The organism is Candidatus Stoquefichus sp. SB1 (genome assembly GCF_001244545.1).
In the GTDB taxonomy this organism is placed as follows: domain Bacteria; phylum Bacillota_I; class Bacilli_A; order Erysipelotrichales; family Coprobacillaceae; genus Stoquefichus.
This window is the reverse complement of record NZ_LN852694.1, coordinates 489,814-501,588: the sequence shown is the minus strand read 5'-3', so window position 1 is coordinate 501,588 and position 11,775 is coordinate 489,814. Positions and strand designations below refer to the sequence as shown.

At 30.7% G+C, this 11,775-nt stretch carries 12 protein-coding genes and 1 other annotated feature; of the genes, 8 read left to right on the top strand and 4 right to left on the bottom strand.

The window, feature by feature from the left end; genetic code table 11:
- Nucleotides 1-10: 10 nt before the first annotated feature.
- The gene (locus BN1865_RS06240; RefSeq protein ID WP_050636389.1) at nucleotides 11-1,354 is read right to left on the bottom strand and encodes a PTS sugar transporter subunit IIC; all 1,344 of its coding nucleotides are present in this window, start codon (nucleotides 1,352-1,354) and stop codon (nucleotides 11-13) included.
- Between the two features lie 170 nt (nucleotides 1,355-1,524).
- Between BN1865_RS06240 and BN1865_RS06235 the strand changes: the two genes are divergently transcribed.
- From BN1865_RS06235 to BN1865_RS06205, 7 genes are all read left to right on the top strand, one after another.
- Nucleotides 1,525-2,511: an AraC family transcriptional regulator gene (locus tag BN1865_RS06235; protein ID WP_050636388.1), complete on the top strand. Its 987-nt coding sequence runs from the start codon at nucleotides 1,525-1,527 to the stop codon at nucleotides 2,509-2,511.
- A gap of 82 nt (nucleotides 2,512-2,593) precedes the next feature.
- Entirely contained in the window at nucleotides 2,594-3,841 is a 1,248-nt protein-coding gene (locus BN1865_RS06230) for a hypothetical protein (RefSeq protein ID WP_050636387.1), read from the top strand.
- Nucleotides 3,842-3,923: 82 nt separating this feature from the next.
- A complete protein-coding gene (locus BN1865_RS06225) occupies nucleotides 3,924-5,522 on the top strand; it encodes a potassium/proton antiporter (RefSeq protein ID WP_082189913.1) in 1,599 nt (532 codons plus the stop codon).
- 42 nt (nucleotides 5,523-5,564) lie between these two features.
- A complete protein-coding gene (locus tag BN1865_RS06220) occupies nucleotides 5,565-6,353 on the top strand; it encodes a ZIP family metal transporter (protein WP_050636386.1) in 789 nt (262 codons plus the stop codon).
- Between the two features lie 145 nt (nucleotides 6,354-6,498).
- Nucleotides 6,499-6,720, top strand: a binding site (T-box leader).
- Between the two features lie 44 nt (nucleotides 6,721-6,764).
- The gene (locus BN1865_RS06215) at nucleotides 6,765-7,748 is read left to right on the top strand and encodes an ABC transporter substrate-binding protein (protein WP_050636385.1); all 984 of its coding nucleotides are present in this window, start codon (nucleotides 6,765-6,767) and stop codon (nucleotides 7,746-7,748) included.
- A 9-nt stretch (nucleotides 7,749-7,757) separates the two neighbouring features.
- Entirely contained in the window at nucleotides 7,758-8,684 is a 927-nt protein-coding gene (locus BN1865_RS06210) for an ABC transporter permease (protein WP_082189912.1), read from the top strand.
- Complete coding sequence (locus BN1865_RS06205) at nucleotides 8,677-9,471, top strand: ABC transporter ATP-binding protein (RefSeq protein WP_050636384.1); 795 nt, start codon at nucleotides 8,677-8,679, stop codon at nucleotides 9,469-9,471. The genes BN1865_RS06210 and BN1865_RS06205 overlap by 8 nt, the downstream gene beginning before the upstream one ends.
- Before the next feature lie 11 nt (nucleotides 9,472-9,482).
- Here BN1865_RS06205 and BN1865_RS06200 read toward each other — a convergent pair whose 3' ends face one another.
- A complete protein-coding gene (locus BN1865_RS06200) occupies nucleotides 9,483-10,115 on the bottom strand; it encodes a DUF421 domain-containing protein (protein WP_050636383.1) in 633 nt (210 codons plus the stop codon).
- A gap of 40 nt (nucleotides 10,116-10,155) precedes the next feature.
- Between BN1865_RS06200 and BN1865_RS06195 the strand changes: the two genes are divergently transcribed.
- Nucleotides 10,156-10,509 carry a DUF3792 family protein gene (locus BN1865_RS06195; protein WP_050636382.1) on the top strand — a complete coding sequence of 118 codons (354 nt, stop codon included), beginning with the start codon at nucleotides 10,156-10,158 and terminating at the stop codon, nucleotides 10,507-10,509.
- An 11-nt stretch (nucleotides 10,510-10,520) separates the two neighbouring features.
- On the opposite strand, the gene BN1865_RS06190 is transcribed toward BN1865_RS06195, so the two are convergent.
- Nucleotides 10,521-11,183 (bottom strand): YoaK family protein, encoded by a 663-nt coding sequence (locus BN1865_RS06190; protein ID WP_050636381.1) that lies wholly within the window; start codon nucleotides 11,181-11,183, stop codon nucleotides 10,521-10,523.
- Between the two features lie 44 nt (nucleotides 11,184-11,227).
- Nucleotides 11,228-11,713, bottom strand: coding sequence for a transcription elongation factor GreA (gene greA, locus BN1865_RS06185; RefSeq protein ID WP_050636380.1), 486 nt, complete (start codon nucleotides 11,711-11,713; stop codon nucleotides 11,228-11,230).
- Nucleotides 11,714-11,775: the final 62 nt, after the last annotated feature.

The following is an 11,775-nucleotide window of genomic DNA, read 5'->3' as shown; positions in this document are numbered from 1 at the left end:
TAAAAGAAGTTTATTCAACTTCTTTTACTGTTTCTCCATTTTGGTTTTGAACTTCTAATTCAGCTTCTTCTTTAACCAATTGATTATCTGCAACTCTGACAAATGGTAACCATATCAGAACGACTGCAACCAAACATACAATCTGTAAAAGAGAACCTGCAAGACTTCCTGTTGTTAAATATCCACTAATGATAATCGGTGTTGTCCATGGGACCTGAGCTAAACCTGTACAAACAGGAACCAGTTTTAAAGCAAAAGCAACATAAGAAATCACAATTGACGCAACATTGCTTAAAATAAAGGGAATAAAATAGATAACATTCATCATTAATGGAATTCCAAATAATGTAGGTTCACCGACGTTGAAAATATAAGGAACCCCTGCAATTTTCTTCATTTCTTTATAACGTTTACTTTTTGCAATCATGACAATAGAAACAATCGATCCAATAATTCCAATACTTGCAAAACTATCCCAGAAACTTTGACAGATGATATTTGTAGGAACGCCACCAGCCATAGAAACTGTTTTATTGGCATCTTGTAAAACCTGGAAGATTGGAGTCATCACGCCATTCACAATAGAATCACCATGAATCCCAAAGAACCATAATAATTGTGAGAACATCTTAACAATAATAACACCAGGTAAAGAACCTCCAACTGCCTGCAATGGCATACCTAGAACATGGTTAAAAATAGCTAAAGCACTGCCTCCACTAAAAGCATCAATCACTAATCTTAGAATCCAGAAAATCGTAATCACAACAAATGAAGGAATAATTGATTCAAATGGAGCTGATACAGCAGGTGGAACAGCTGCAGGCATTTTAATTTTAATTCCTTTATTATCAATAAACTGATAAACTTTTGCAGTCACAATAGAAATTAAAATTGATAAGAAAATTGTCTGTGCTCCTAAATAAGTCACATCAATAAATTTAAGGCTTGTTTTCGGATCAATAACGTGTGTTCCAAAAGGAATAAGTAAGACAAATGCGACAACAGCTGTCAGTGATACTTGCATGCCATTGATCTTTAATTTATCTGCTAAAGATCTAGAAATTGCCAGCAGTACTAACAAACCTCCAATCCCTAAACTTGCATCATTCACCAAAGCCAATTTCCCCTGCCAAACAGCAGTTTCTAAACCAGTTATATTGGTAATAAAATCAGTAAATGCTGGTACTGGGAAAAAAGCAATAATCAAGAATATAGAAGCAATAAAAGCAAATGGCATATATGCTAACATTCCATCTTTAATTGCATTGATATAAATATTTCCACTTAATTTCACTGATACTTTTCCTAATACATTTGAAAGAGTATCAAAAAACGAGTTTTTCTTTTCCATAAAAAGTATTTCCCCTTTCTTTTTTATACTTTTAATCGTAATAGAATTGGCCTTTTCATAAATTACAATTTCATTATAAAGTCTGATAACCGCTTTCACAATGTCATATTTTGATTTAATGACTATCAAAATTCGACTTTTAATGTATAATAAAAAAAGAGGTGATATTTATGAACTATAAAGAATTAGATATTTTGTTAAAAAGTGCTATGAGTTATTCATATTCAACTGATGAAAGTCTTTATAAACATTTTGAACAAAAATTTGAGAAAGTTCCTTTTCAAAATGACTTTCTATTTGTTTTTCACCATGATCGAGAATTTAAAAATAAAAATCATATGATTTCACTTCATCAAAGAATGCATGGAAAAGTTCCAAATCATATTTTTCATTATATTGTGATGACATATGTCTATTCAGGAACGCTCACAATGACTGTTGAAGATAATACTGTTACACTATCACAAGGTGATATGATTATCTTTGATAAACATGTGCCTCATAGTGTAGAAGCAACAGGTGAGAATGATTTAGGTATTAATATTATTTTAAATGAAAATTATTTCTCTAAAAAATTTATCAATCACTTACCCAATGAGCAATTCACTTCGCAATTTATGATTGAACTTATGAATAATCAGCGTACTCATAATCACTATCTTCATTTTTATACAAAGAAAGATCATCTTGTGCATAACTGTATTCAAAATATTTTGTGTGAACATTATGATTCTCAGATGTGCTCAGATGATATCATTGATAACTATATTATGATTCTGATTACGCATCTGGTTAGAAAATTTCAATACAATACGAATCTTTCTGTGCAATTATTTAAGAATCAGCAGCTTTTATCAGAGATCATTCATTACATTCAGCTTCATTATCAGGATGGTAACCTCACTACAATGTGTCATCAATTTGGCTATGATCCTTCATATACCAGCAAACTTATTAAGCAGTTTTCTGGCAAAACATTTAAACAGCTTGTCAATGAAGAACGTATGAAAAAAACAATGATTTTGCTACAAAACAAAGAATTACCTATCTATGAAATTGCGCAAGAAGTTGGCATTAACAATTTGACAGCATTTTATAAAAGATTTCAGGAATATAGCGGTTATACACCTCAGGAATACCGAAATAAAATAGAATAAAGACTTCAGTATTTTCAAAACTTTCATTTTTTCTTCACAATAAGTCTTGAACTTGATATAATAATACTCGAGGTGATGAATCGTGGAAAAACGTGAACCAAAAGATTTAACAAATTATGAACGACGTTTTGAAGAAGATCCTAGCTCGTTTAATGATTTTCAAGCTATGGATTATGTAAGAGAATTAAAAAATCAAGGACGTACTGACGAGGCAATTGAAGTTGGTAAAACATTCTTGCAGGTTGGTGAAGGATTAACTGGGTATATTAATCAATATTGTTATGCTCTTTATAATAAATTCATTAATGTTGATGAAGAACAAATGAAAGCAAAAGAAGATTTATTTTTTGGTATTGTAGAAGAAATTGCTTCTTTATGTAAGCAAGAAAAATATTCTCCTTTAGAAGCAACAATTAACAAAGCAATCAAATATGTAATGAATCAGACACCTGTCAATTATAAGAAATTGTCTGATTTACTAGATCATTTAGATGTGCAAACATTAAGCATTGATCCATTTGTTAATAATGCTGGTAAAGAATATGAATCAAAGAAAGAAAAATGGTATCGTTTAAAAGTAAGATGTGCTTTTGAACTTGGTGATTATAAACAATGTATTGAATATGCAAATATGGCATTTACACAACCAATTAAATGGCATTATAACAATTTAAATTGGGTTAAGTATTATCGTGCATCTTCGCTAGTTAAACTTGAAAGATACGAAGAAGCTGAAAATGAATTCTTATCACTAGGAAATAGAATTCCTAATGTTGATGCATTTGAAGTTTTATTTGATTTATATATGAATACTGGTAAAGAAAAAGAAGCATATACTAATTTAATTTATAAATTCTTTACATCTGGATATGATAAAAAGCAATTACCACTTTATGAAAAGATTTTAACAATGGTTAAACAAAAACAAAATAGTGAAGTCACTGCACTTGCTAATGCTTTTGTCTTTAAATTAAAAGAAGAATCACAAATTGATACAACTGATAATGAAATTGCTGAAGAATATAAAGATTTTGATAGTAGTACATTATATGATCGTTTATATAATCAATTAATGGAACATTTAGATGTTTATATTGAGCGTTTTGAAGGTAAAGTTGTTTACTATAACAATGATAAACAATTTGGAAGTATTTATCAGGAAGATGATGATAATCTTTTCTTTAGACAATCAGATTATATTTATGATGAAGTTGTTGAAAAAAGAGATGTTGTTGAATATAGTATTATGAAAACTTTTGATGTTAAGAAACAACGTCCAACAACAAAAGCTATTCTATTAAAAACATTATATGAAGATATCAATTATTAAGCCATGAAAACATGGCTTTTTTCATTGTTAGATTTTTTAACAAAAGTGATTGTGTTATAATTCTTATAAGGTAGGTGATGTCATGAATTCAATTTTATTAATTGGAGCTATTGTTATTATAATATGTATGTTATGTAGTCAACTTTCAAATAAATTTGGTATTCCAGTCTTATTTTTCTTTATTTTATTAGGAATGATTTTTGGAAGTGATGGTTTATTTAAAATTCCTTTTGAAGATTTCCACTTTGCTGAAAATTTATGCAGTATTGCATTAATATTTATTATTTTTTATGGTGGTTTTACAACCAATTGGAAACAAGCAAAGAAAGTTGCTCCTGTTTCTATTATCTTGTCCTCTTTGGGAGTTATATTAACTGCTATAATAACAGGATTATTCTGTTATTATGTATTACATTTTGAATGGTTAGAAAGTTTATTAATTGGTTCTGTTTTATCTTCAACAGATGCAGCAAGTGTATTTTCTATTTTACGTAGTAAACAGTTAAATCTCAAATATAAGAGTGCATCTTTACTAGAATTAGAAAGTGGGAGTAATGACCCTTGGGCTTATACTTTAACAGTTATTATTTTATCTTTAATGTCGCAAAATATAAGTATTCAAGATATTTTCTTCATTGCTTTTTCTCAAATAGTATTTGGATTGATTTTTGGTGCTGTTATAGCTTATATCTCAGTCAAGATATTTGATCATTTTCAGTCTGAATTATCTGGAATGTCCACTCTCATTATGGTTGCTATTGTTATTCTTTCTTATGCTCTGCCATCTTATTTTAATGGTAATGGCTATATAAGTGCTTATATCGTTGGAATTGTATTAGGAAATATTAAAATTGAAGATAAGAAAGGACTTGTGCATTTTTTTGATGGTATTGTAGAACTCTTTCAAATGTTTCTTTTTTTCCTTTTAGGTCTCCTCGCTTTCCCTTCTCAAATTCCTTCACTGCTAGGTGATGCTCTTTGGATCGCCCTATTTATTACTTTTTTAGCAAGACCTGCTGTTGTCTGGTTAATTATGAAAATCTATCATAGACCGTTTCAGCAGATTCTGCTTGTTAGTTTTGCTGGTTTAAGAGGAGCCACATCTATTGTTTTTGCAATTATGGTAACCGTTTCTTCAGCCTATACCAAAAATGATATTTTCCATATTGTATTTTGTATTGTTCTTTTGTCTATTGCAATTCAAGGAACACTTCTGCCCTATCTTGCAAAATACCTTTTTATGATTGATGAAAAAGATAATGTATTAAAAACTTTTACAGATTATAGTGAAGAAACAAATATACAATTTATTAATTTGAAGATGACAGAAAATCATCCTTGGATTCATATGTCTATTAAAGATATTGTTTTACCACCACAAACCCGTATTGTTATGATTAAACGTCATAATATAAAAATGATTCCAAAAGGTGACAGATGCATAGAAAAAGATGATGAATTGATTTTAAGTGCATTTGAATCACAAACTGATGATGATATGATATTGACTGAAATGCGCATTGATGAAAGCAATGATTGGTTAAATTGTTATTTAAAAGATTTAGAACTACACCATGCTTTGATTATTTTAATCAAACGACAAGGCCAAACATTGATTCCTACTGGCGATGTACAATTATTAGATCAAGATATTATTGTTATGGCTCATAGTAAAAAGTAACACCCACACCTCTTTGTGCATAATGTATAAAGAGGTGAAAATATGTTATCATTACTCGAAGAAATGCCAGTGCTTATCTTTATTGGTGCAATTGTTTTTAACTGGTTATCAACTTTTTTAGGAGCTAGCCTTGTTTATGTCACAGACAAAGAAAACAAACATCTTGTCTCCATCGCTCTAGGTAGCAGTGCGGGAATTATGATTGCTGCTTCTTTTTTTTCATTGATTCTTCCTGCTATGGATCTTCTAGAGGGATTAAGTAAATGGTATTTACTCATAATTCCAGCAGGTTTTTTCTGTGGAGTTCTTTTCTTAACACTATGTGATAAATTACTTCCGCATGAACATATGATGTCGCATGAACGTGAAGGTGTCAAAGCAAAATTATCACAAAATCAATTATTAATGTTAGCAATGACTTTGCATAATATTCCTGAAGGATTAGCTGTTGGTGTGGCTTTTGCATGTGCTCAACATGATATCATACCAGCATTAATTTTATCCATTGGTATCGGTATTCAAAATTTTCCTGAAGGAACTGCTATTTCCTTACCTATGCATCAATATGGCAAAAGTAAATTCATTGCTATGATGTATGGTCAATTTTCTGGAATTGTTGAAATTCCAGCAGCTATTATTGGTTATATTTTTGCAACAGCAATTAATAATATTCTCCCCTTTGCACTCTCTTTTGCAGCCGGTGCAATGTTATTTGTTTGTGTTGAAGATATGATTCCTGAAGCATCGTGTAAAAATCAAATTGATATTGGTGCTATTTCATGCATGATTGGTTTTCTCATTATGATGATCTTAGATATTATGTTGTCGTAAATGATCTTTTTTATTATTGTTTTATGATTTTTAGAAATATGGTATTTATATTTGTGTTTTTCACTTATCTATATATAAAATAATAAAGGTTTGTATTGACAAACAAATTTCATTCCTTTAAGATAAGAGATATACATTTATAAAAACAAAAACATTGATGTGACATAGTAGAAATTCTTGAGACATAAGAGATATGATGGCTGGTGCAAATCATACGATAAAGAGTTTTGAATTCACCACGGAGTTGTTATTCTGATAAGGAGTAACCGGAGTCATAACGTTATTTATGAAAAGTTTTCAACTTACGAAGGTTATATTTGTGAAAATATAACAAACTGAGGTGGTACCGCGATCACTCGCCCTCTACTAGGCGAGTGTTTTTTGTTTTTATAAGAATGGGGAGGAAAAATGATGAAAAAATTAGCTGTATGTATGCTTGCTTTAGGATTAATGCTGACTGGATGTGGCAGCAATGATGCCGGTGAAAGCAAAGCCAAAGATTTATCTGAAGTCAAAATTGGTGCTATTCAATTAGCACAACATCCTGCATTGGATAAAGCATATGAGGGATTTCAAGAAACATTAAAAGAGGCTGGAATCAGTAAAGATCAAATTGATTATCAAAATGCGAGTGGAGAACCATCTAACTGCCAAACAATTACTGAAAAATTTGCTAATGATAATGTTGATCTTATTTACGCAATTGCGACTGATGCTCTGCAGGCAGCAGCCAATAAGACAACAACAATTCCAATTATTGGTGCAGCAGTGACAAACTTTGAAGAAGCTGGGGTTGTAAAATCAAACGAAAAACCTGAAACAAATGTTACTGGTGCAAGTGATATGAATCCAGTTAAAGAACAAATGGAATTATTAAAGAAATTAGTTCCTAATGTTAAAAAAGTAGCAATTTTCTATTGTAGCGATGAAGCCAATTCAGTTTATCAAGGAAACATTGCAAAAGATGCTGCAACAAAAAATGGTTTAGAACCTACAATTGTGACTGTTCCAAATGATTCAAGTGCAATTCAACAAGTGGCTGAATCTATGATTGGAAAATATGATGCTGTTTATATTCCAACTGATAATTTATTAGCATCAAATATGGCAACTGTTGCTCAAATTACAAATGCCAATCATTTACCTTGTATTGTTGGTGAAGAAAGTATGTGTTCTAATGGTGGTTTAGCAACATTGAGTCTAGATTATTATACTGTTGGTGTCAATGCTGCAAAACAAGCTTTAGCTATCTTAAAAGGTGAAGCCAAACCTGAAGAAACACCAATTTCATTCATTGAAGCAAAAGATTGTAAATATTTTATCAATAAAAAAGTTGCAACTCAATTAGGAATAACAATTCCAACTGATTTAGATGCAACAATTATTGGAGAATAGGTGTATATAATGGGATTATTATTATCATTACAAGGTGCAATAGGGCAAGGAATTCTTTGGGGAATCATGGCCCTTGGTATCTATTTAACATTTCGTGTTTTAGATATTGCTGATTTATCTGTAGATGGAAGTTTTGCAACTGGTGGAGCCGTTTGTGCTGTTTCTATTATTAATGGAATTCATCCAGTTATTGCTATTCTTTTAGCAACTTTGTCAGGTTTTGCAGCTGGCTTTATTACTGGTTTTTTGCACACTAAATGTAAAATGCCAGCTATCCTAGCTGGGATATTAACTCAGTTAGCCCTCTATTCTATCAATTTAAGAATTATGGGAAAGAGTAATATTCCACTTTTACAATCTTCAACTTTATTTAAAGATTTTGCTAATTTTGTGAATATGACACCAAACTGGATTACAATTATTATTGGTCTCATTTGTAGTATACTGGTTATTATTGGAATTTACTGGTTCTTAGGAACTGAATTTGGTTCTTGTTTAAGAGCAACTGGTAATAATGAAAATATGGTAAGAGCTAATGGTGTGAATACTGATACAACAAAACTCTTTGGTTTGATGTTAAGTAATGGATTGGTTGCTATGAGTGGTGCATTAGTAACGCAACAGCAAAGTGTTGCCGATGTAAAAATGGGTGTTGGTGCGATTGTTATTGGACTTGCTTCGATTGTTATTGGGGAAGTTGTTTTTGGTAAAAAAGCTGGTTTTAAATTAAGATTGGTTTCTATTATTGTTGGTTCTATTATTTATCGTATTATTGTTGCCTTAGTTTTACAAATGGGATTAAATACAGATGATTTAAAACTGCTCACTGCACTTATTGTTGCTATTGCCTTAACAGTCCCTGTTATCCTTGAAAAGAGAAAACGAGTAGCAATGTATAAGAAACTCACAGGAAAGGAATTCCAAGATCATGCTTAAGTTAGAAAAAGTATCAAAATCCTTTAATGTTGGGACACCTAATGAAAAATGTGTTCTTAAAAAGATTAATTTAGAACTTGATGAGGGTGACTTTGTCACTGTTATTGGTGGTAATGGTGCAGGAAAAAGTACAATGCTGAATATGATTGCTGGCGTTTATCCAGTCGATTGTGGAATTATTACTTTGGATGGAAAAAACATTTCATTGGCACCAGAATATGAACGTGCAAAAATGATTGGGCGTGTTTTCCAAGATCCTATGATGGGAACTGCAGGTGACATGCAAATTATCGAAAATTTAGCAATGGCTGCACGTCGTGGTAGAAATCGTACTTTACGCTGGGGTGTGACAAAAGAAGAAAAAAGTGAATATTATGAAGCTGTAAAAATGTTAGGTTTAGGTCTTGAGGAACGCTTAACAAGTAAGGTCGGACTCCTTTCTGGTGGTCAGCGTCAGGCATTGACTTTATTGATGGCAACATTGCATAAGCCTAAATTACTCTTATTAGATGAACATACAGCTGCATTAGATCCAGCTACGAGTGCTAAAGTTTTAAATTTAACAGCAAAAATTGTAGATGAACAAAATTTAACAGCATTAATGGTCACTCATAACATGAAAGATGCCATTGATATTGGTAATCGTTTAATTATGATGTATGATGGTCATATTATTTATGATGTTAAAGGTGAAGAAAAGAAAAAATTAACAGTTAATGACTTACTCAAGAAATTTGAAGAAGCCATTGGTGAAGAATTTGTTAATGATAGAATGCTTTTAGGCTAGAATAATCTAGCCTATTTTTTTATAAAAAATAATCTTTCCTTTTCTAAAACACAATAAAATATATCACGATAATCTTTCACGCCATGCTGATGTAATTGTTTCTTTAACCATGCTTCATCTCTATTCATTGTCTGTAAAATCTCATAATTAATTTCTCCATCATTAATAAGTGATTCAGGCATATCCACCTGACTCTTCTGACTTTCAATAACTGATAATTGACCATCAGTTTCTAAAACTGCAAATTCTACTTCCGATAAAGAGCCTATTCCCTGCTCTCTTAAATGATGACAAAGATCATCGACTGAATAATTCAATGCACGCATTTTTTCCTGATTTAACTTGCCTTGATAAACAATAAAAGTAGGATGCCCTTCTAACACCTTTTTGACAGGTTTAAACTTCATAGAGACATATGAACACAATTTATCTAATAAAATAATCACAAGTGCTGCTAAAGCCCCATGTAAAAAATTCACATTATCATCACCAATAGATAATGTCATAAGTTCACTAATCAACAAAAAAACAATTAAATCAGAAATGCTTAATTTTCCCATTTCCTTTTTTCCAAGATATCTTAGTAAAATAATCAAATAAAAATATGTGCCAACACATTCAATAAATATTTCTACATATTTCATAAAATAGACTCCTTTTCATATAATATACAAGGAGGAAACTATGAAAAAAACAATACGTACTTATATCAATACCTTATTATTATTTCTCATTCCCTTTGTAGTGATTTCACTTATTCTTGCCATTTTATCATATTTCATGCAAACAAATTCATTTGTTGTCAATATGATTATTCAAGTGATTTCTTATTTATTGTTAATTGTTTCAGCGCTTTATTTTACTTCACAAATATCTGAAAAAAGATTATCTCATTGTTTATGTTTTACGCTTATTTATTTTTTAATAAGTTTACTTATTCATTTAGGTAATATTCATTATTTGCATCTCTTTATGAAATCATTATTATTTATTTTTATTGGTATTTTTAAAGAAATACGAACTCGTAAAATTGCATAAAAAAACAGGTTTTAACCAACCTGTTCAACAAACATAAAAATCGTAATCAGAATTAAAAAAAGCATCGATATCAAAATAGCTTGTATATTCAATATATTGATAAAGATAACACCTAAACTTGCTCCAATAATAAAGAATAAAATAATAATGTAATAGTCAAGACTCCTTTGTAGAGTCTTTTTATCTTTTGTATGAAAATAGAGATATAAATTTTCAGTTGCACTTCTTAAATTACCTGTACACATTGTAGAAGCATATGGCATACCGTGAAATTTTCTAAAACTTTCGACTTGTAATGAGCATACAAAAGAAATCATGATATTACATAACATATTATATTCTTGTGGTAAAAAAGCGACAATGAGCAAGACAAACCATTCTATACATAATATGATTTGTCGCCAATGGACTTTTGTATTTTCTAAGAAATGACGTTTAATCATCTCAGCCACAATTACACCTATTAGAAAAGCCAATATAGGTAAAAGATAATAGAGTGCCTGAATATAATTTTGTTTAATGAGTTTGATTCCAAATAAAACCATATTCCCTGTTTGGGCATTGGCAAAAACTTCACCACGACATAAATAGGTATATGCATCCAAAAAGCCCCCAACAATAGCTAGCATAATACCAATACGAATGGTATCAGACATCTGTCTTTTTTCATTCATTTTTCATTTCCCCCTAAAAATAAAAAGATGATGTTGCCATCATCTTAAGAAATATATTCAATCTTTAATATCTTGACTTCATAAGGTTCAGCAACCCCAACAGATACGATTTCATTAACTCCATGTTCCAAAATAGCTTTGGCAAGTGGAGATTCATTTGAAATTTTACCATTGAGAGGATCTGTTTCAAATGTACCAACAATTGTATAAGATTCTGGTTCTGGATTCTCTTCTGATAAATCTAAGATTGTCACTGTTGCTCCTGGTTTGGCAACTGTGATATCTAATTGTGATTCATCAATAATTTGCACATGTAATAACATTTGATCAATTTCTTTGATTCTTGATTCAATATGTGCTTGTTTATCTCTGGCAGAATCGTAATCAGCATTTTCAGATAAGTCACCTTGTGAACGGGCTAATTGCAATTCCTCAATAACCTTAGGTCTTTCAATATTAATTAAATGTTCTCTTTCTTGCTTTAATGTTTCAACACCACTTTGGGTTAATAACACTGCATCATGATCCATAATATTCACCTCGCGAACTATACTATATCATAAAAATAATCAAATTACTAGCATTAATCCAT

Bases quoted from the DNA above. Each gene is read 5' to 3' on its own strand.
- BN1865_RS06190 (WP_050636381.1), bottom strand. From the start codon at position 11,183: ATGAATGAAAAAAGACAGATGTCTGATACCATTCGTATTGGTATTATG.
- BN1865_RS06225 (WP_082189913.1), top strand. From the start codon at position 3,924: ATGAATTCAATTTTATTAATTGGAGCTATTGTTATTATAATATGTATG.
- BN1865_RS06205 (WP_050636384.1), top strand. From the start codon at position 8,677: ATGCTTAAGTTAGAAAAAGTATCAAAATCCTTTAATGTTGGGACACCT.
- BN1865_RS06200 (WP_050636383.1), bottom strand. From the start codon at position 10,115: ATGAAATATGTAGAAATATTTATTGAATGTGTTGGCACATATTTTTAT.
- BN1865_RS06215 (WP_050636385.1), top strand. From the start codon at position 6,765: ATGAAAAAATTAGCTGTATGTATGCTTGCTTTAGGATTAATGCTGACT.
- BN1865_RS06240 (WP_050636389.1), bottom strand. From the start codon at position 1,354: ATGGAAAAGAAAAACTCGTTTTTTGATACTCTTTCAAATGTATTAGGA.
- greA (WP_050636380.1), bottom strand. From the start codon at position 11,713: ATGGATCATGATGCAGTGTTATTAACCCAAAGTGGTGTTGAAACATTA.
- BN1865_RS06235 (WP_050636388.1), top strand. From the start codon at position 1,525: ATGAACTATAAAGAATTAGATATTTTGTTAAAAAGTGCTATGAGTTAT.
- BN1865_RS06220 (WP_050636386.1), top strand. From the start codon at position 5,565: ATGTTATCATTACTCGAAGAAATGCCAGTGCTTATCTTTATTGGTGCA.
- BN1865_RS06195 (WP_050636382.1), top strand. From the start codon at position 10,156: ATGAAAAAAACAATACGTACTTATATCAATACCTTATTATTATTTCTC.
- BN1865_RS06210 (WP_082189912.1), top strand. From the start codon at position 7,758: ATGGGATTATTATTATCATTACAAGGTGCAATAGGGCAAGGAATTCTT.